General features: G+C 64.6%; 14 protein-coding genes and 1 pseudogene. 11 read left to right on the top strand and 4 right to left on the bottom strand.

Going from position 1 to position 20,652, the window contains the following annotated elements:
• Positions 1–95: 95 nt before the first annotated feature.
• From ACZIRK_RS20980 to ACZIRK_RS20970, 3 genes are all read right to left on the bottom strand, one after another.
• Entirely contained in the window at positions 96–887 is a 792-nt protein-coding gene (locus ACZIRK_RS20980; RefSeq protein ID WP_130229457.1) for a DUF1236 domain-containing protein, read from the bottom strand.
• Positions 888–1,081: 194 nt separating this feature from the next.
• Positions 1,082–1,849: a DsbA family protein gene (locus ACZIRK_RS20975; protein WP_130229456.1), complete on the bottom strand. Its 768-nt coding sequence runs from the start codon at positions 1,847–1,849 to the stop codon at positions 1,082–1,084.
• A gap of 68 nt (positions 1,850–1,917) precedes the next feature.
• Positions 1,918–3,315: a M48 family metalloprotease gene (locus ACZIRK_RS20970; protein ID WP_463328050.1), complete on the bottom strand. Its 1,398-nt coding sequence runs from the start codon at positions 3,313–3,315 to the stop codon at positions 1,918–1,920.
• A gap of 135 nt (positions 3,316–3,450) precedes the next feature.
• Between ACZIRK_RS20970 and ACZIRK_RS20965 the strand changes: the two are divergent.
• The 7 genes and pseudogenes from ACZIRK_RS20965 to ACZIRK_RS20935 all read left to right on the top strand — a co-directional run bounded on the left by ACZIRK_RS20965 (position 3,451) and on the right by ACZIRK_RS20935 (position 11,305).
• Positions 3,451–4,622: pseudogene (locus ACZIRK_RS20965) on the top strand (pyridoxal phosphate-dependent aminotransferase).
• 91 nt (positions 4,623–4,713) lie between these two features.
• Positions 4,714–5,271 (top strand): biotin transporter BioY, encoded by a 558-nt coding sequence (locus tag ACZIRK_RS20960; protein ID WP_130229464.1) that lies wholly within the window; start codon positions 4,714–4,716, stop codon positions 5,269–5,271.
• 103 nt (positions 5,272–5,374) lie between these two features.
• Positions 5,375–6,712, top strand: coding sequence for a dicarboxylate/amino acid:cation symporter (locus ACZIRK_RS20955; RefSeq protein ID WP_130229455.1), 1,338 nt, complete (start codon positions 5,375–5,377; stop codon positions 6,710–6,712).
• Positions 6,713–7,018: 306 nt separating this feature from the next.
• Positions 7,019–8,056, top strand: coding sequence for a 2-keto-3-deoxygluconate permease (locus ACZIRK_RS20950; RefSeq protein WP_130229454.1), 1,038 nt, complete (start codon positions 7,019–7,021; stop codon positions 8,054–8,056).
• 2 nt (positions 8,057–8,058) lie between these two features.
• On the top strand, positions 8,059–9,366 hold the full coding sequence (locus tag ACZIRK_RS20945) for a four-carbon acid sugar kinase family protein (RefSeq protein ID WP_130229453.1): 1,308 nt from the start codon (positions 8,059–8,061) through the stop codon (positions 9,364–9,366).
• Positions 9,363–10,361 carry a 4-hydroxythreonine-4-phosphate dehydrogenase PdxA gene (gene pdxA, locus ACZIRK_RS20940; RefSeq protein ID WP_130229452.1) on the top strand — a complete coding sequence of 333 codons (999 nt, stop codon included), beginning with the start codon at positions 9,363–9,365 and terminating at the stop codon, positions 10,359–10,361. The genes ACZIRK_RS20945 and pdxA overlap by 4 nt, the downstream gene beginning before the upstream one ends.
• 176 nt (positions 10,362–10,537) lie before the next feature.
• Positions 10,538–11,305, top strand: coding sequence for a DeoR/GlpR family DNA-binding transcription regulator (locus ACZIRK_RS20935; protein WP_130229451.1), 768 nt, complete (start codon positions 10,538–10,540; stop codon positions 11,303–11,305).
• A gap of 162 nt (positions 11,306–11,467) precedes the next feature.
• Here the strand turns inward: ACZIRK_RS20935 and ACZIRK_RS20930 are convergent, their stop codons facing one another.
• Entirely contained in the window at positions 11,468–13,984 is a 2,517-nt protein-coding gene (locus ACZIRK_RS20930; protein WP_463328049.1) for an Rne/Rng family ribonuclease, read from the bottom strand.
• 33 nt (positions 13,985–14,017) lie between these two features.
• Here ACZIRK_RS20930 and ACZIRK_RS20925 point away from each other — a divergent pair, with 33 nt between their 5' ends.
• The 4 genes from ACZIRK_RS20925 (at position 14,018) to prfB (ending at position 20,635) form a co-directional block, all read left to right on the top strand.
• Positions 14,018–14,719: a hypothetical protein gene (locus ACZIRK_RS20925; protein ID WP_283813293.1), complete on the top strand. Its 702-nt coding sequence runs from the start codon at positions 14,018–14,020 to the stop codon at positions 14,717–14,719.
• A 664-nt stretch (positions 14,720–15,383) separates the two neighbouring features.
• Positions 15,384–16,679 carry an N-acetylmuramoyl-L-alanine amidase gene (locus ACZIRK_RS20920; RefSeq protein ID WP_463328048.1) on the top strand — a complete coding sequence of 432 codons (1,296 nt, stop codon included), beginning with the start codon at positions 15,384–15,386 and terminating at the stop codon, positions 16,677–16,679.
• A 229-nt stretch (positions 16,680–16,908) separates the two neighbouring features.
• Positions 16,909–19,395: a penicillin-binding protein 1A gene (locus ACZIRK_RS20915; protein WP_130227886.1), complete on the top strand. Its 2,487-nt coding sequence runs from the start codon at positions 16,909–16,911 to the stop codon at positions 19,393–19,395.
• Positions 19,396–19,503: 108 nt separating this feature from the next.
• A protein-coding gene (prfB, locus tag ACZIRK_RS20910) for a peptide chain release factor 2 (protein ID WP_130227885.1) occupies positions 19,504–20,635 on the top strand; the annotation gives its coding sequence in 2 pieces (ribosomal slippage) (positions 19,504–19,572 and positions 19,574–20,635; 1,131 coding nt in all).
• Positions 20,636–20,652: the final 17 nt, after the last annotated feature.

Genomic DNA, 20,652 nt, shown 5'->3' with positions numbered 1-20,652 from the left:
GACATGGGTGCGCCCGCCGTTCGGCGGTGACCTGCGTACGGCGAAGGGGATAAAAACGAGGGCGGGTTGGACCCGCCCTCGCGTGAGGGCTGCCGTTAGCCCTCAATGATGTAGACGATCTGGTGCGTCTCGGGTTGGACGATCACGTAGCGGCCGTTGACGAGGATGAAATCATAGCCGCGCCATTCCGGATAGATTTCGACGATCCGGGATGGAAGCGGATGGAAGCGCACGCTCGTTGGCACGGTGGTGCCGACCGCAACGTTGAAGTTCACGTTCTTGACCTCTTCAACCCGCTCCGACTTGATCGCGGAGACGATCTGGGTCCGCTTCTCGGCCGGCGGGGCGGCTGTTGCCGAGGTCCCGGCGTTGCCGGTCGTGGTCTGCGAGCGGCTGGTGTCGGTCGCGCCCTTCTGCTTTTCCATGGTGCCGCTCTTGTCGCGGCTTTCGGCGGCGGTGCCGCCGCTCTTGTCGCGAGTCTCGGCATTCATGCGGTCACGATCACGGCCTTCGCGCCCTTCAGCCTTCATGTCCTTCTCGCCCTTGGTCCTCTCGTTCTCCGAGTTCATGCTCTTCGACTTCTGACCCGGGGCGTTGGTGTCCTGGGCGTTCCTGTCGGCCGCGCCACTTCTATCGGACTCCGACTTCATGCCGGAAGAGCCCGAGCTCTTGCCGGACTGCTCGGCGCCATTCATGCCTGTGGTGCCGCCGTGTTCACGGTTCATCGTGCCTGAAGACGCGCCGCCACTGGATGGCGCGCTGTGCTGCGTCGTCGCGCCGCCACCGGACGGCGACTCGCGGCTCATGCCGGTGCCCTGCGCGTTCGCAAAGCCGGTTCCGGCGATCAAGGCCGCAGTCGCGACTGAAATCAACAAGCGGTTCGTCATTTCGATTCCTCCTCAAGAAGTCCTGCATTGCCCACGCCAACAACGAAAGGAGGAGAGCGGCGTTCCGAACTGAGAGCGGTTCCACGCGGTTTGTTTTGTGAATGCGCGATGAACGGAAGCGTGCAGAAACGCTCAAACAAAAAGGCCGGCTACGAAGCCGGCCTTTGCGCATCCGAGATTGTCTCGCAGTGATGTCAGCACGTCGCCTTGCCGCAACGGGCGATGCCGATCTTTTCCTTCAGGTTCTCCAGCCCGACTGCGCCGATCACGACCTGCTTGCCGATCACGTAGCTTGGCGTGCCGTTCATGCCCATGGCTTCCGCGAGCTTGAAGTTCTCCTCGATGGTCGCTTTCGCTTCCGGGCCCGCCATGTCCTTCTCGAGCCTGGCCATGTCGAGGCCGACTTCCTTGGCGACCGCCATCGCGCGTGCCTTGTCGGCGGCGCCACGGCCGCCGAGCAGCTTCTGGTGGAAGTCGAGATATTTCTTGCCCGTCGGATCCTGCATGCGCACGGCGACGGCGACTTGCGCCGCTTCCACCGAGCCCTGGCTCAGCACCGGAAATTCCTTCAGCACGACTTTCAGCTTGGGATCGGCCTTCATGAGGTCGATCATGTCGACCATCGCGCGTTTGCAGTAGCCGCAGTTGTAGTCGAAGAATTCCACGAAGGTGACGTCGCCGTCCTTGTTGCCGAGCGTCACGCCGCGCGGCGAGTTGAAGATCACATCCGCATTCTTCGCGATGCTCGCCTGATGCTTCTCGGCCTCGGCCGCGGCCTGGCGCTTGGTCAGCTCGGTCATCGCCTCCTCGAGCACCTCGGGATGCGTGATCAGGTAGTTGCGCACGATGCTCTCGATGTCGCTGCGTTGCGTATCGGAGAAGCCCTGCGCGGATGCGGGCAGCGGGGCGCCAGCGAGCGCTGCGGCGAGCAGGGCGGGAGCGAGAAAACGGAGCGGGCGCATGGGCAAATCCTTGTACGGCTTGGGTTTAGTGCCGGTTGGCAATCGTTGTAGACGATTTACGTTGATGGCTAGTTGTTTTTCTGACCCGGCAGCGGCTTAGCGCTCACAATATCGTCAGCCTTGACCCAGCCGGGGGTTCCGATGGCAAAGCGCGTCTTGGCACGCGAGGCCAGCTCGCGCGCGGTCTTGCTGTCGCCGCGCAGATAGGCGGCCTGGGCAGAAGCGAGGTCCGCTTGCGCATAATCGCCCTTGCGGCCATAGGCCATGGCAAGCTGGGTATAGCCGATCGGCGCCTCGCTCTCGCGCGCCACCGCGGCGCGCAGGATGTTGATGGCTTCATCGGTGTAGGCGTTGTTGCTGGTCGCGACCAGCGCCTGGCCCAGCAGCATCTCGATCAGGGGCGCGTTGCCCGAGAGCTGCACCGCCCTTCGCAATGGCGCGATCGCCTCCGCCGGCCTGCCGCCCTCGAGCAGCGCCTGGCCGCGCAATTCGTAGAAATAGGCGTTGTTGGGCTGCGCCTGAATCAGGCCGTCGATTTGGGCCAGCGCACTGCGGAGATCGCCGTGCAGATAGGTCGAGATCGCCCGCGCATAGCGGGCGGGCAGGCCGTTGTTGGACGAAGGATAGCGGCGATAGACGGTGTCCTGCCGCTCCATGAAAGCGGAGATCTTGGCGCGCACCATGTCGTGGCGCATTTGCAGCGCGGGATCGTCCTTCTTGTCCCAATAGGGGCTGGAGCGCGCGATCTCCGCCAGCGCGGCCACGCGATCAGCGGGCATTGGATGCGACATCAGATACGGATCGGCGCCGCGAGCTGCGAACAGGCTTTCGTCGGTGAAGCGCTTGAACGTTTCGTACATGCCCTTGGCGGACTGGCCAGTCGCGTTCAGGAATTTCACGCCGGCGCGGTCGGCGTTCTCTTCCTGCTGGCGCTGATAGGAGAGTAGCGTTCGGCGGATCACTTCCTGCGGCGCCGCGACCGCCGCGGCACCGGCATTGGCGAGGCCGTTGCTGCTGCCACCGCGTGCGCCTGCGACCATCGCGCCGGCGCCGAGCAGCATGGCGATGATCATCTGGGTCTGCGCCTGCGCCAGTTGCTCGCGGAGCTTTGCGAGATGGCCGCCGGCAAGATGTCCTGTCTCGTGCGCGAGCACGCCGATGATCTGGTTCGGCGTCTCCGACTGCATGAGCGCGCCGTAATTGACGAAGATACGCCGGCCGTCCGCAACGAAAGCGTTGAACGTGCCATCGTTGATGATGACCATCTGGATGTTCTGCTTCTCCAGTCCCGCAGCGCGCAGGATCGGCCTCGTATAGTCGCGCAGCAATTGCTCGGACTCGGTGTCGCGAAGGATCGGCGGGCCCTTGTTCTCCTGCGCCAGCGCCATCGTCGGCGCGACCGCCAGCGCGATCGCGAGTGCGGTCAATTTCAGGGTCTTCTTGCGAAGCGCGAAACGGAGCAGCATGGAGCGGTCTTAGCGATTGGCGGCGGGCCACGGACAATATATGCCCTAACAAACCGCCGAATGCGGCCAGTCTGGGGCGCAACCGGTCGTTACGGAACCCGAAACCGGCGACGCCGGCCCAAATAGCAGATATCCATGCCCGAAGCGACATTTAGAGACCGCGTGAATCACCTTTTGACCGCTTCGGGAAGGAGCGAGGTTCCGCCCTTCATGGTGATGGACGTGATGGCGGCGGCGGCGCGAATCGAGGCGGCCGGCGGGCATGTGATCCACATGGAGGTCGGCCAACCGGCGGCGCCAGCGCCGAAAGCGGCGATCGCGGCAGCTCACGCGGCGCTCGACGATGGACGCATCGACTACACCTCCGCGCTCGGTATTCCCTCGCTGCGTGCGCGCATCGCGCGGCATTATCGCGAGACGTATGGATGCGAGGTCGATGCCGAGCGCGTCGTGATCACGACGGGCTCGTCGGGCGGCTTCATCCTGGCGTTTCTCGCAATGTTCGAGCCGGGCGATCGCGTTGCGGTGACCGTGCCCGGCTATCCGCCGTACCGGCATATCCTGAGTGCGCTCGGCTGCGAGCCGGTGCTGATCGAGACGACGAAGTGACCGGCGAGGCCCTGCTCGACGCGCATCGCAAGGCGCCGCTCAAAGGCGTTCTGGTGGGCAGCCCCGCCAATCCGACCGGCACGATGATGTCGCGCGAGGCTCTTGCAAGCCTGATGGCGGCGGCCGAGAGCGCCGGCATCCGCTTTATCTCGGACGAGATCTATCACGGGCTCGACTACGCCTTTCCGGCGGTGACTGCAGCCGAATTGTCCCCACACGCCCTCGTGATCAACTCGTTCTCGAAATATTTCTGCATGACCGGTTGGCGGGTCGGCTGGATGGTCGTGCCCGAGCCGCTGGTGCGCCCGATCGAGCGGCTGCAGCAGAACCTCTCGATTTCGGTGCCGACGCTGTCGCAGATTGCAGCCGAAGCCGCCTTCGATGGCCGCGAGGAGATGGAAGCGATCAAGCGCGGCTATCAGGAGAACCGGCGTATCCTGATCGAGGGGCTGCCGAAAGCGGGGCTGACCAAGTTCCTGCCCGCGGATGGCGCATTCTACCTTTATGCCGATGTGTCGGACTTTACGTCCGACAGCTTCGAATTCGCCCGCCAGATGTTGGAAAAGGCCCATGTCGCGGCGACGCCGGGTGTCGATTTCGACCCGATCCATGGCCGCGCCTTCATCCGTTTTTCCTATGCGCGGTCCGCAGAGGAGATGCAGGAAGCGGTTGCGCGGATCGCTGGTTGGCTTAAATAGCGCGCCAGTTTGTCACACCCCGGAGTTGGCCTTGTCCGTCAGATCGGTATCTGTTTCCGCCGCCGCCAGGCATTTTCCTCTTGCTTCGGTGCTGTGGCCGAACCGGTCGGGTGATTTCTCGGGATTGTTGCGCGGGATCGTCCTGGTATTCCTGGGCACGGCGCTGCTGACGCTGTCGGCCAAGGTCAATCTGCCGCTGCCCTATGTGCCGATGACGCTGCAGACGCTGGTGGTGCTGATGATCGGCGCTGCCTACGGCTCATGGCTCGGAACTGCGACCGTGATCGCCTATCTGGCGGAAGGCGCGATCGGCTTTCCGGTGTTTGCCGGACCGGTCGGCGGCCTCGCACCGCTGATGGGGCCGACGGCCGGCTATCTGTTCGGCTTCGTGGCCGCGGCGTTCGTCGCCGGCTGGCTCGCCGAGCGCGGCTTTGACCGAAGCGTCGTCCGGCTGTTTGCAGCGATGGCGCTCGGCCACATCATCATCCTCGCGGCCGGTTTTAGCTGGCTCGCCTTCGGTGTCGGCCTGGGGGCCGAGAAGGCATGGCTGGTCGGGATCGTGCCGTTCATCGCGGGCACGCTCGTCAAGACCGCGCTCGGGGCCGCGCTGCTGCCGGCCGCACGGCGGCTCGCCGATCGCCGCCTGTAAGCGAGCCTCGGGCGAGGCGGCTGCCAATCTGATTTTCCGAGATGGTCATCGCCGCATCGCTCGGCCGATCGACCTTGCGCATCTTCGAGTAGGAGTGAGACCCATGGCAACGATTGCGACGAGCGAGCCTGCCGAGGCCAGCACATCAAAACCGTGGTACCGAATCCTCTATGTCCAGGTGCTGATCGCGATCGTGCTCGGCGTCGTGGTCGGCTGGTTGTGGCCGGCGCTCGCGACAAATGACTGGATCAAGGCGCTCGGCGACGGCTTCATCAAGCTGATCAAGATGGTGATCGCTCCGATCATCTTCTGCACAGTGGTCTCGGGCATCTCCCATATCCAGGACGCCAGCAAGGTAGGGCGCGTCGGCATCAAGGCGCTGCTCTATTTCGAGATCGTCTCCACCTTTGCGCTGATCCTCGGCCTGATCATGGGCAACCTGTTCCAGATCGGCCATGGGCTCGCAGCAAAACCCGGGGCGGCGGACGTCGCGAACGCCACCAAATACGCGGATCAAGCGCACGCTCAGAAGTCGGTCGATTTCGTCCTCAACATCATCCCCGACAGCGTGTTCGGCGCGTTCGCGCGCGGCGACATCCTGCAGGTGCTGCTGTTCGCGATCCTCTTTGGCTTCGCGCTGATGGCGATGGGCAAACGCGGCGAGCGGCTGCGCGATATCATCGACGATAGCGCACATGCGGTATTCGGCGTGATCAGCATCGTCATGAAAGCGGCGCCTGTCGGCGCGTTCGGCGCGATGGCCTTCACCATCGGCAAGTTCGGTCCTGCGGCGCTCGGTAACCTGATCGGCCTGATCGCGCTGTTCTACGGCACCGCCGCGCTCTTTGTGGTGCTCGTGCTCGGCCTGATCGCTCGGGTGATGGGCTTCAGCATCTTCAAGTTCATCGCCTACATCAAGGATGAGCTGTTGATCGTGCTTGGCACCAGCTCGTCCGAGAGCGCGCTGCCGCAATTGATGGAAAAGCTGGAGCGGCTCGGCTGCTCCAAGCCGGTGGTGGGGCTGGTGGTGCCGACCGGCTACTCCTTCAATCTCGACGGCACCAACATCTACATGACTCTGGCGACGCTGTTCATCGCGCAGGCACTTGGTGTCGATCTCTCCTTCGGCCAGCAATTGACCATCCTGGTCGTCGCGATGCTGACCTCGAAGGGGGCGAGCGGCGTCACCGGGGCGGGTTTCATCACGCTCGCGGCGACGCTGAGCGTGGTCAATCCGGCGCTGGTGCCGGGCATGGCCATCGTGTTCTCGATCGACAAGTTCATGAGCGAGGTGCGCGCACTGACCAACATCACCGGCAACGGCGTCGCCGCGGTGTTCGTCTCATGGTGGGAGGGCGAGCTCGACCACAAGAAGCTGCACGCCAACCTGAACAAGCAGATCGATCCGTCCGACGTCGAGACGGCGATCACCACGGACTGACCTGCCAGCGAGCTTCTCGGCGCGGCAAACGCAACGATAGCGGGGCGCACCATTTCCATGGTGCGCCCCGTTCCGCATGGAGCAAATCGTTCTGAAGGAAGCTAGCTAGGACTGGCGGTAGATGGCGCGCCCGAAGATCAGGCCCGCCGACACTGCGTCCAAGATCATAACAGCCCGTTTTGCGCGAAATGCGCAATAAGCCTTGAATGTCGCGTGATGTGAGCATATACGGCGGCCGTTTGCTCGTTTCTCTGGCGGAAATGCGCAAAATGATCGGATGAGCGCTTTGCGCGGGAGAAAACAGAAATGCAGGTTCCAATTAAGCGGGCGATCGAAAAGGTGCCTGGCGGGATGATGGTGGTCCCGCTGCTGGTTGGGGCGCTTATTGCGACCTTCTTTCCCGATACTCCGAAGTTCTTCGGCTCCTTCACCGGCGCGCTGTTCTCTGGCGCACTGACGATTCTCGCCGTGTTTTACGTTTGCATGGGCGCGGGCATCGACTTCCGCGCGACCCCCTACATTGTGAAGAAGGGCGGCACCCTGCTGATCGTGAAGGTTGGCGTTGCCGTTGTCCTCGGTCTGATCTTCGGCCGCATTTTGGGAGAAGCGCCGGTCGCTGCTGGCATGTTCGCGGGTGTGTCGACTCTCGCGATCGTCGCCGCCATGAACGACACCAATGGCGGCCTCTATATGGCGTTGATGGGTCAATATGGACGTCCGCGTGACGTCGGCGCCTATACCATCATGTCGCTGGAGAGCGGTCCTTTCCTCACCATGATCACCTTGGGCGTCGCCGGCCTCTCGGCATTTCCATGGCAGACCCTCGTGGGCGCTATCTTGCCTCTGATGGTGGGCATGATCATCGGCAATCTCGATCGCGAGATGCGCGACTTCCTGAGCCGCGCGGTGCCTGTGATGATCCCGTTCTTCGCCTTCGCGCTCGGCGCCGGCCTCGATCTGTCGAAGGTCTGGCACGCCGGTCTACTCGGCCTCGGCATGGGAGTGGCCGTGGTGGTTCTGACCGGCGTCCCGCTGTTCTTGGCCGATCGCATCACTGGCGGGAATGGTGTCGCGGGTGTTGCGGCGGCCTCGACAGCCGGTAATGCGGCGGCAGTCCCGGCGATTGTCGCCGCGGCCAATCCGGCCTATGCAGACGCGGCGCGGCCTGCGACCATTCTCGTCGCGGCATGCGTCGTGGTTACCGCAATCCTCGTGCCTATCGTTACGGCCTGGACGGCCCGCGTTGTTGGTCGCGACGTCGAGGAGCCTGCAGAAAAGGACCAGGCTTCTGCCGGCAACATGACCCCCGCGGTGCGCTCGGCTGTCACTGAGGCAGGTCACTGAAGATGGCCCTTAAAGCGTTTTCGAGCGAAGTGGATACCGGTTCGCGTCAAGAAAATGCGCCATGCCAGAGCTGGCTGATCGTCGCTGACGATCTCACCGGTGCCGCGGATTGTGCGATCGCCTTCGGCAGAAGGGGGCGTGCGGCTGCGGTGACGTGGGGTGAGGTGACCGACGCGTCGGGTTACCAGCTGTCCGTCCTGGCCTACGATGCAGCGAGTCGCGGCCTTTCGGGCGGAGCCGCTGCAGCCCGCCATGCCGATGTGCTGGCGCGCCTCTGCGAACCCGGACGTATTCTTTTCAAGAAAATTGACTCGACGCTGCGGGGGCAACCTGCAGCGGAGACTGCCGCCGCGCTTGCGCATCTCAAGTCGCGGTCGGGTCCGGCCTTCGGCGTGTTCGCGCCGGCCTTTCCGGCCACCGGCCGCGCCACAATCGACGGGCGCATCCTGGTCAAAGGCCGCCCCCTCGAGGAGGCCGAGGTCTGGCGGCGCGACCACACCTATACGAATGCCGATCTTGTCGACGTTCTCGCGACCGCGGGCATTCGCGGTGCGAAGGTCAAGCTCGCTGCCGTGCGCGGTGGCGATCTCAAAGCCACATTCGCGAGACTGGCCGGGGAGGGCGATGTGGTCGCGGCCTGCGACGCCGAGACCGAACACGATCTGCATTTGATAGCGGAGGCGAGCCTGCATGCATCGCCCGCAACTTTCTTCATCGGCAGCGCCGGCCTCGCGCATGCGCTGGCCGGCCTCGAAGACAGCCATGTCGTCGAGCCGCTGCGCATTCCGACGAGCGCATCCGGCACCCTGATCGTGGTGGGCTCGCTCGCCGGCGCGTCTCGCACTGCCGCGCGCGAGCTGGAGGCGACCGGCACCGTGGCGCATTTCCCGGTCGCGCCGGAGACGCTGCTCAACGATGGTGCCGGCCGGGCGGCGCTCGCCGCGGACGTGATGAAGCGACTTGCCTGCGGCGGCGATGCACTGGTTGAGATCATGATGGATGATCATCCCGACATGTCGCTCGGCCCACAGCTCGCCAACGGTCTCGCCGAGGCCCTGGAGGCCGTTGCACCCGCGATCGGCGCCTTTGCTGCGACGGGTGGCGAAACTGCCGCGGCGCTGCTGTCGCGCTTCGGCGTCAACGGCATCCGTCTTGCCGACGAAATCGAGCCGGGCGTGTCGCTCGGCCTCACTCTTGGCCGATTATCCGTCCCGATCGCCACCAAAGCGGGCGCGTTCGGTGACGAGCACAGCCTCATCCGCATCAGCGAGCGCCTTCGCGCCGTCCGAACCAGAGGAAGTTTCATATGACCAGTCCGACCATTGCGATCACCATGGGAGATCCGGCCGGTATCGGGCCCGAGGTGATCATGAAGGCGCTGGCGCAGCCGGAGGTGCAGGCGATCTGCAATGCGCTGGTGATCGGCGATGCCAACCGTTTGCGCAAGGCCGGTCAGATCGTCGGCCTCTCGCTTGAGGTCGATGCGTTGAGCGACGCGAACGAGGCGAATTTTGCGTCGAAGGCGGTGCAGTGCGTTGACCTGAAGCTGGTGCCGGACGATCTGCCGTTCGGCAAGGTTTCGGCAACGGCAGGTGAGGCGGCTTATCGCTATATCGAGAAAGCCGTGCAGGTGGTGCAGGCAGGGCTCGCTCAGGGCATCTGCACCGCGCCGCTCTCCAAGGAAGCGCTGCATGCGGCCGGCCACAAATATCCCGGCCATACCGAGCTCCTGGCGCATCTGACCGGCACGCCGGAAGTGTCGATGATGCTGGTGTCGCCGAAACTCCGCGTCATTCACGTGACCACGCATATCGGCCTGCTCGATGCGATCGAGAAGATCGAGCCCGGCCTCGTCGAGCGTGTCATCGCACGCGGACATGACGTGCTGGTGCGCGCCGGCATCGCCAATCCGAAGATCGGCGTCTGCGCCATCAATCCGCATGCCGGCGAGAACGGGTTGTTCGGTCGCGGCGAGGAAGCCGCCAAGATCACGCCGGCCGTGGAAGCCTGTCAGCGCAAGGGCTGGGACGTGCGCGGCCCCCTGCCTGCCGACACGCTGTTCTTCCTGGCCGGCCGCGGCGACTACGACATGGTGGTCGCGATGTATCACGATCAGGGCCATGGACCCATCAAGGTGCTGGGGCTGGAAGCCGGTGTGAACATCACTGTTGGCCTGCCGGTGATCCGCACCTCGGTCGATCACGGGACCGCCTTCGACATCGCGGGCAAGGGCATCGCCGACGAACGCAGCCTGATCGAGGCGCTGCGGCAGGCGGTCGATCTCGCGCCGAAGAAGGCGGCTTGAGGGGCTGGGCCTTATCGTTCGAGACGCCCGGTACGCGGGCTCCTCAGGATGAGGAGCTCGATGTGGGTTAAGCGCTTGTATTGCGCGGCCGATGCATCGTGGTATCCATCGGCCGTGCCGCGGAGCCGATACGGTCGAGCTCGGCTGACGGCAATGAATCTGTGGGCTGAGGTTCGATGTCGATGCGCAGCAAGGAGCGTCACGCTCGTCTGTTGGAGGCACTGAACGCGGGAGAGATCGATGTCGACGATCTCGCGCGGCGCTTCGACGTCTCCGCCTCCACCGTGCGGCGCGACCTGCAGCATCTCTCCAAGAACAATGCCGTGCGCCGCACCTATGGCGGCGCCATTCTCACCGCCCACGCCAACGAGACGACGCTCGAGCAGCGCCTTGCGGTTCAGGGCAAACAGAAGCAGGCGATCGCGCACGCAGCGATCGATCTGATTGAGGACGGCGACACGCTGATTCTCGATGCCGGCTCGACGGTCGCAGCCTTCGGCCGACTGCTGCAGCAGCGGCGGCTGCGCATCATCACCAACAATCTCGCGCTGCTGCCCTTCCTCGCCAAGGCTCCGACCATAGAGCTTGTGGTGCTGGGCGGCGCGCTGCGCACCACCAGCATGAGCACCATGGGGCCGCTCGCCAACGAGGCGCTGCGCCGCATGACCGCGGACCGCGCCGTCATGAGCGCCGACGGCGTGGTGGATGGCCGTGGCCTGTGCGAAGCGGATCTCGAGCAGGTCGCACTGAAGTCGCTGATGATGCAGCAGTCGAAAGAAGTCATCGTTCTCGCCGACGCCAGCAAGCTCGGCCGCGCCGAACAAATGGCCTGGGCGCCGCTGCCGCCGCGCTGGACGCTGGTGACTGATCTCGGCGCATCTGACGAGCAGTGCAAGCGCCTCGCCGATGCGGGAGCGCGCTTGATCGTTGCTGGCGTTCGCTAGAGCATTTTTCGGTTCTGATGGAATCAGAACCGAACTCTAGATTCTAATTTTGACCCGTTTTCTGCGCAGATAAGTCTACGCAATCTGCGTAAACTTGATTGCTATGCGAACCGGTGTCCACCCTCGGATCAAGTCCGAGGGCACGCTTCGCTCGAAAACGCCCTAGCCCCCGCCACCAAAGCGGCGCGACCACCAGCCGGCCTTGCGGGGCGCCGGAGCCTCGGTCGCCGCTGCAGGCGCAGGTTCCGCGATGGCCGCAGGCGCAGGTTCGGCGACCGGCGCGGGAGCGGGCTCTGCCGGCGGAATCGGCTCGGATTCGCTTTGCACCACGACGGGCACGGGCTCGGGCTGCGAGGCGAAGCTCACTTTCTCGCGCACGGTCGAGCGGCGACGCATCGCGCGATCATTCTCCTGCGCAGGCTCCTCGGCCTCGGGCGCGGCGACGCTCACCGGCTCCGGCTGAGGGGGCGGGCTCTTGGCCGGCTCGAGCTCGAACTCGGGCTCGGCGACCGGTTCGGGCTGAACCAATGTCTGTGCAGGCTCGGGCGAGCTGCCGTCGAAATCGGCGACGGCGTCCGCGGCTTCCGGCTCCGCGCGCGGGCCGAGCTCGTCGGCAATCGAGGCGGCAAGACCCTCATCCGCACCATGGCCGCCACGGCGGCGGCGTCCGCCGCGCCGTCCACGCCGGCGCGGACGGCGTTCGCCGTTCTGGCCTTCACCACGAGCCGACTGCTCTTCGCTCTCGTCCTCGTCGGTCTCGACTTCCTCGGCGGCAATGCCGTCGTCGGTCTCGGGCGCTAGCGGCAACGCCTCGCCATCCTCGCGCGGCACACCGCCCTCGCGGACTTCGCCGCCGCCACCGCGGCCGCGACGCCGCCGGCGCCGCCTTCGGCGCGGACCGTCGGCCTCTTCGCCGGCGCTCGTTTCGTCGCTCAGGCCTTCCGTTTCCTCGGTCTCGATCTCCGCCTCGATGTCGAACGGTTCCTCGTCGTCATAGGCCTCTTCGAGCTGAGGCGGCGCGGACGCGGCCTGCGCCGCGAGCAGCGCCTTGGCGGCTTCCAGCGTGTGCACCTGCTCGCCGCGGTCGATGATGTAGGACTGCTGGCCGCTCACGGTCGCATCCGCCGCCACCGAGATCTGGACCTTGAAGGCGGTTTCGAGATCGCGCAGATGGCCGCGCTTGTGGTTGAGGACGTAGAGCGCGACGTCCGTGCGGGTGCGCACCACGAGATTGTGAGTCGCGCCCTTCATCAGGATTTCCTCGATGCCGCGCAGGAGCTGCAGCGCCACCGACGAGACCGAGCGGACATGCCCGGAGCCGCCGCAATGCGGGCAGGGCTCGGTCGAGCTCTCAAGCACGCTGGCGCGGATGCGCTGGCGCGACATCTCGAGCAGGCCGAAATGCGAGATGCGCCCGACCTGGATGCGTGCGCGGTCCTGCCGCAAGCAATCGGAGAGCTTGCGCTCGACCGCGCGGTTGTTGCGCTTCTCGTCCATGTCGATGAAGTCGATGACGATCAGGCCCGCGAGGTCGCGCAGGCGGAGCTGTCGCGCGACTTCCTCCGCCGCCTCGAGATTGGTCTTGAGCGCGGTGTCCTCGATGTGATGCTCGCGCGTGGCGCGGCCGGAGTTGACGTCGATCGAGACCAGCGCCTCGGTCTGGTTGATGACAATGTAGCCGCCAGAGCGTAGCTGCACAGTCGGGGAGAACATCGCGTCGAGCTGGCTTTCGACGCCCATCCGAGAGAACAAAGGCTGGCCGTCGCGGTACTGCTTCACCGCGCGGACATTCTCCGGCATCAGCATCTTCATGAAATCGCGCGCTTCGCGGTAGCCGGCTTCGCCCGCCACCATGATCTCGTCGATCTCCTTGTTGTAGAGGTCGCGCAGCGAGCGCTTGATCAGCGAGCCTTCCTCGTAGACGAGGGTGGGGGCCTGCGACTTCAGGGTCAGGTCGCGCACGGTTTCCCACATGCGGATCAGATATTCGAAATCGCGCTTGATCTCCTGCTTCGAACGCGAGGCCCCGGCCGTGCGCAGGATGATGCCCATACCCTCGGGCACGTCGAGATCCTGCACCACTTCCTTGAGCCGCGAGCGATCCTGGGCCGAGGTGATCTTGCGGCTGATGCCTCCGCCGCGCGCGGTGTTCGGCATCAGCACCGCATAACGGCCGGCGAGCGAAAGATACGTGGTTAGCGCCGCGCCCTTGTTGCCGCGTTCTTCCTTGACGACCTGCACCAGCATCACCTGCCGGCGCTTGATGACTTCCTGGATCTTGTACTGGCGTCGCGGGCGGAAGGGGCGCTCCGGCACCTCCTCGAGCACGTCGTCGCCGCCAACGGATTCGACGACTTCCTCTTCTTCTTCTTCTTCGCCGTCTTCGCCTTCCTCGTCGTCCTCATCGTCATGCGCTTCGTCGCCGAGCGGCTCGGCGCCATGCTCGTCATGCGGCGCAGCCTCCGCGACGAGTTCCGCGGGGGCATGCGCATCGGACGCTGGATGCTCCGCGCCGGGCTCCGCGGTCGGTTGCGCATCCTCGGCGTGGGCGGCGTTTTCCTCGACCTGCTCCTCACGGGCGCGCTCGGGCTCGTGGTTAACCTCGATCTCGGCCCCGACATCCGGAGCGGCAGCGGCGGCCGATGCCTCGACCGCGGCGACAACCGGGTCGGCTTGCACTTCCGCTGCAGCGGTTTCGCTCAGAGCAGGCGCATGATCATGGTCGTCATGAGCATGACGGTCGTCACGGGCATGTTCGTGTTCGCCGTGCTCGTGCCCATCATGATCGTGCTCGTCATGACGGTCGTGCTCGTCAGCATGCTCGTGTGCTTCGTGCTCATGCGCATCGGCGCCGAGCTCGTGCTGCTCGGCTTCCGCATGAAGCGCGTGATCCTCATCGGCCTGCGGATCGAGCGGCTCGGCACCCTCGACGACCTCGCTCTGAACGCGCTCGCCATGACCGCGGCGGCGGGCATTGCGGTGCCGGGAGCGGCGGCGGTGAGGCCGGCTTTCGCTCTCCTCCTCGGCCTCGCGATGGGCGCGTTCTTCGGCCTCGATCAGCGCCTGACGGTCGGCGACCGGGATCTGGTAATAGTCTGGATGGATTTCGCTGAACGCAAGGAAGCCATGGCGGTTGCCGCCATACTCGATGAACGCCGCCTGCAGCGACGGCTCTACGCGCGTCACCTTGGCGAGGTAAATATTGCCGCGCAGTTGCTTGCGTTGGGCAGTCTCGAAATCAAATTCTTCGACGCGATTGCCGCGGACCACGACGACCCGGGTCTCTTCCGGGTGGGTGGCATCGATCAACATCTTGTTGGGCATTCTGGAGCTCTTGAAGGCGGCGGGCGCGTAGCATGGCGCGCGCAGATTGCGCCGCCCGGTGACGCGACGGTCCACCTGATTCGGGGGTGAGGGGAAGGCCAAAACGCAAATCGGAGCGCCGTGCGAAGCCCGGCCCGACCGGAACAAACCGACGTGCGGAGCTTTCGCCTCGCGTGGTCGCGATCGTCTCGGGGGTGTTGGTCGGCAACACAGTCTGGCGCATCAAGCGGTTGGCCCGTCTGAACATATTCTGGCGGCAAACAATACCGCCGCATCTTTCGCTGAAGGCCCGGCGCGGCGCCAAAGCGCTCGCCGGCCAATCGCATATTGGGCCCCTTCTTTGACCATGAACCTTTCGGAAAACTGGTGTCCAGTTTTCCGGATCATGCTCTGGGGCCGAATAATCAGTTCTGCCGTGTCTCGCCCCATGCCACACAGAATGTGTCTGGGGCTGGACGCCGCTCGGGCTCAAACCGCCACTCCATGTCAGCCGCGCGCAGCGCTGGCTGGGGAGGGACCGGGAAAAACGCTGGCGCCTTCAGGCTCGAAGGTTCCACCGCTGCACCGGGAGGCTGAACGCGACACAACTGGGAGTATTAGCCGTCAGCACTCCGTACATACGTGGATTGGTCGCTGCACGCAAGGGAGCGTCGCGGCGAGGCAACAGTCGAACCATTTCGCCCGTGCGGTATTAGGGTCTCGTTAACCCTGTGGGTCTAATGCGGTATGACGACGGCTCGGAGGGCGCCGAATCGTGGCGGACCGCGCAAATCGATGGGTTTTGCTGGGGTGCGGGCTATTTTGCGCCGCAGCGTTGGCGTGCGGCCCGATTACTGTTTCCAGGGCAGCTGAAGCAACGCCGCCAAGTCCCTCTGCCGGCAGCGATTTTCCTGTCGTTTCTGAAGCCCGGCTTGCCGGAGACGCCAAGCAGACCCGGTTCATTGTCGACCTCGACAAGAAGATTCAGTTCCGCGCCTTCACACTCGCCGATCCCTACCGGGTGGTCGTGGATATTCCCCAGGTGACGTTCCAGCTCCCCGCCGGAACCGGAAATTCCGGGCGCGGGCTGGTGAAGGCATTCCGCTACGGGCTGGTGATGCCGGGCGGGTCGCGAATCGTCTTCGACCTCATGGGGCCAGCGAAGATCGCCAATTCCTACGTGCTGGACGCGGCCAACGGCCAGCCGCCGCGCCTGGTTCTGGAACTGGAGCAGGTTGACCGCAACGCGTTCACCCAGCAGCTTGCGCCGGACGACCGGCCGGAGCTGAAGCCGACCATTGCGGAAGCCAAGGCGGCGATGCCGGCCGAGGGAACGCCCAATGCAAAGCCAGGCGAGCCGGCGGATTCGCGAGCCCTGATCGTGATCGATCCCGGCCATGGCGGCATCGACAACGGCACCCAGTCGAACGGCGAGTTGGAAAAGACCCTCGTGCTCGGCTTCGGGCTCGCATTGCGCGACCGGATCGAGAAGTCGGGCAAATACCGGGTCGTCATGACCCGCACCGATGACACGTTCATCCCGCTGAACGACCGGGTCAAAATCGCCCGCAGCCAATCGGCGGCGCTGTTCGTCTCGATCCATGCGGATGCGCTGCCGCGCCGGGAAGGCGACGCACAGGGCGCGACCATCTATACGCTGTCGGACAAGGCCTCGGACGCCGAAGCGGAGCGGCTGGCGGAAGCCGAGAACAAGGCGGACGCCATCGCCGGCGTGAACCTGTCCGATGAGCCGACCGAGGTCGCCGATATCCTGATTGATCTCGCCCGCCGCGAGACCAAGACATTCTCCAACCGTTTTGCACGGCTGTTGGTGTCCGAGATGAAGACGACCGCGCGGATGCACAAGCACCCGCTGAAATCGGCGGGCTTTCGGGTCCTGAAGGCGCCCGACGTGCCCTCGGTCCTGGTCGAACTCGGCTATGTCTCCAACAAGGGCGACCTCGAACACCTGGTATCGGAGAACTGGCGCAACAAGGCGGTGGGATCGATGCTGCAGGCCATTGACGCCTTTTTTGCCAAGCGACTCGCGACGGCCACGCCGGACAAGTGACAGTGCCGGGACTAGAAAAGGCGCCGCTCGGAACCGGGAGGCCCTAGTTTGGCCACAGCGGCAACGGTATAGGACGTTGTCGGGGGCCTCGTGGAATCGGCCGATTTTGTCCGCGGAGCGCTGTATTGTTCGCCTCAAGCACCGGCAGGCTGTTAGGGCCGGGAGCATTCGCAACGAGGAAGTGTCGCCGGCTGGTCCGGCGCAATAGGGTTGGAACGGAACTTCGATAATGCGCTTGCTCGTGCGGTTCATGGGTTTCTTGTTCGCCGCGGGGACCGTCGTGTTCCTGGTTGGCGTGGCCGGCGTCGCGGGCGCGATCTGGCATTTCTCCAAGGACCTGCCGGATTATTCGCAGCTTCAGGACTATGAGCCGCCGGTAATGACGCGCGTGCATGCGTCCGACGGCTCGCTGCTCGGCGAATATTCGAAGGAGCGGCGGCTCTATCTGCCGATCCAGGCGGTGCCCAAGCTGGTCATCAACGCGTTCCTCGCGGCTGAAGACAAGAATTTCTACGAGCACGGCGGCATCGACTTCTCCGGCATGGCGCGCGCGGCGATCCTGTACGCGCAGAACTATGGCTCGGGCCGCCGGCCGCAGGGTGCGTCGACGATCACCCAGCAGGTCGCCAAGAACTTCCTGCTCACCAACGAGGTCTCGTTCGCGCGCAAGATCAAGGAAGCGCTGCTCGCGATGCGCATCGAGCGCGCTTACTCCAAGGATCGTATCCTCGAGCTCTATCTGAACGAAATCTATCTCGGCCTTGGTGCCTATGGCATCGCCGCCGCTTCGCTGGTTTATTTCGACAAGTCGGTGAATGAACTGACCGTCGCCGAAGCCGCCTATCTCGCCTCGCTGCCGAAGGCGCCGGCGGCGCTGCATCCGGTGCGCAACCGCGACCGCGCGATCGAGCGCCGCAATTACGTGATTGACCGCCTGCTCGAAAATGGCTGGATCAAGCAAGCCGACGCCGACAAGGCGCGCAAGGAGCAACTGGTCGTCACCAACCGCAGCAACGGCTCACATACCTTCGCTGGCGAATATTTTGCCGAGGAAGTCCGCCGCGACATCTTCGAGCGCTACGGCGAGAAGAAGCTTTACGAGGGCGGCTTGTCGGTGCGCACCACGCTCGATCCGAAGATCCAGGTGATGGCGCGCAAGACCATGGCCGCCGGCCTCGTCAACTACGACGAAGGGCAGGGCTGGAGGGGCCCGATCACCAAGCTCGATGTTTCCGGCGACTGGGGCGTGAAACTCGCCGACGTCAAATCGCTCTCGGACATCTCGCCATGGCGAATGGCGGTCGTGCTCGAAACCAGTGACCAGTCGGCGCGCATCGGATTCCAGCCCGGCCGCGAACTCGGCGGCGCCGTCAGCAAGCAGCGGCAGACCGGCCTTATCACGCTCGATGGCGTGCGTTGGGCAAGGCCCACGTCCGGCGCGGCGCGCGGGCGGTCGCCAACGGCGGTGTCGCAGGTGCTCGCGCCCGGTGACGTCATCTATGCCGATCCCCTGGTGACCAAGGAGGGCACGGCGATCGAAGGCCAGTACCGGCTGCGGCAATTGCCGGAAATCTCCGGTGCCATGGTCGCGATGGATCCCTGGACCGGCCGCGTGCTGGCCATGGTCGGCGGCTTCTCGTTCGACCAGAGCCAGTTCAACCGCGCCACCCAGGCCTATCGGCAGCCGGGATCGTCGTTCAAGCCGATCGTGTATTCGACGGCGCTGGATAATGGCTACACGCCGTCCACAGTGGTGGTCGATGCGCCGATTGAAATCGACCAGGGGCAGGGCGCCGGTGTCTGGCGTCCGGAGAACTATTCGACCGGCAAGTATTACGGTCCGACCACGCTGCGCAATGCGCTGGCGCGCTCGCTGAACACCGTCACGGTGCGGCTGGCGCAGGACATCGGCATGCCTCTGATCGGTGAATACGCCAAGCGTTTCGGTGTCTATGACGAATTGCCGAACTATCTCTCCTACGCGCTCGGCGCTGGCGAGACCACGGTGATGCGGATGGTCACCGCCTATTCGATGTTCGCCAATGGCGGCCGCCGCGTGAAGCCGACGCTGATCGATCGCATCCAGGACCGTTACGGGCACACCATCTACCGGCACGACCAGCGCGAATGCCGCGGCTGTGACGTACCTGGAGGCTGGAAGAACCAGCCCGAACCGCAGCTCGTGGACCGACGCGAGCAGGTGCTCGATCCGATGACGGCCTACCAGATCACCTCGATGATGGAAGGCGTGGTCCAGTACGGAACCGCCACGGCGGTGAAGGAGGTCGGCAAGCCGATCGCCGGCAAGACCGGCACCACCAACGACGAGAAGGACGTCTGGTTCATCGGCTTCTCGCCGGATCTCGTGGTTGGCGTCTATCTGGGCTACGACAAGCCGCGCAATCTCGGTCGTAAAGCCACCGGTGGCGCGTTGGCCGCGCCGGTCGCACGCGATTTCCTGAAGCTAGCGCTGGCGGAGAAGCCGGCGACGCCGTTCAAGATCCCGGCCGGCATCAAGCTCGTGCGCGTCGATTCCAAGAGCGGCATGCGCGCTGGCCCGGGCGAGGGTGGACGCACCATCCTGGAAGCCTTCAAGCCGGGCACGGCGCCGCCGGATAGCTACTCCGCCATCGGCGTGGCCGATGCCGAGGGCCGGCTGCCGCCGGCCGTTGCGCCCGACGCGGGCGCGATCATGCGTCCCGGCGGATTGTATTAGCGCCTTGAGGATCCAAATCATCGGGAAACAGGCCCGCGGCCGATTGCGCTTCCGCGCTTCGGCCGCTACATCCCTCACAAGACATTCATAATTCAGACCAGAAAGACCATGCGCGCGGAAGTCGAACGCCTAGTTGAAGAGATCAAGCAGTCAGTCGGGCTGCTGAGGAGGCATCTTTGACGTCGAGAAATCGACGGCACGGCTGGCCGAGCTGAACAAGCTCGCCGAAGATCCCGATCTCTGGAACGATCCCCAGAAAGCCCAGAAGCTGATGCAGGAGCGCACCTCGCTGGAGGATGCGCTGTCCGGCATCAGCAAGGTCGAGCGTGAGCTCGAGGACAATGTCGGCATGATCGAGCTCGGCGAGGCCGAGAACGATGAGGGCGTCGTCGCGGAAGCCGAGAAGGCGCTCAAGGACCTCAAGAAGGAAGTCGCCCGGCGCGAGCTGGAGGCGCTGCTGTCAGGCGAGGCCGACAAGTTCGACTCCTATCTCGAAGTCCATGCCGGCGCCGGCGGCACCGAGAGCCAGGACTGGGCGCAGATGCTGCTGCGGATGTACACGCGCTGGGCGGAGAACCATGGCTTCAAGGTCGAGTATCTTGAGGAATCCCAGGGCGAAGAAGCGGGCATCAAGTCCGCCACCATCCAGATCAGCGGCCATAACGCGTATGGCTGGCTGAAGACGGAGGCCGGCGTGCACCGGCTGGTCCGAATCTCGCCATTCGATTCCAACGCGCGCCGGCATACCTCGTTCTCGAGCGTGACGATCTTTCCGGTTGTCGACGACAGCATCAAGATCGACATCAAGGAGTCGGATGTGCGCACCGACACCATGCGCTCCGGCGGCGCCGGCGGCCAGCACGTCAACAAGACCGAATCCGCGGTGCGTCTGACCCATATCCCGACCGGGATCGCCGTGGTCTGCCAGGCCGGCCGCTCCCAGCACAAGAACCGCGCGCAGGCGTGGGACATGCTGCGCGCCCGGCTCTACGAGATCGAATTGAAGAAGCGCGAGGAGCAGGCCGCCGCCGATCAAGCCGCCAAGACCGATATCGGCTGGGGCCACCAGATCCGCTCCTACGTGCTGCAACCCTACCAGATGGTGAAGGACCTGCGCACGGGCGTGCAGACCTCCGATACCGCAGGCGTGCTCGACGGTGACCTCGATGAGTTCATGGCGGCCACCTTGGCGCAAAAGGCATTCGGCACGACCGCTGGCGCGATCGAGGACGTCGATTAAAGGAGCGCGCGGCTTGG

Source organism: Bradyrhizobium sp. Leo114, from assembly GCF_055229415.2.
The sequence above is the reverse complement of the archived record's forward strand: the minus strand, read 5'-3'. Positions and strand labels throughout refer to the sequence as shown.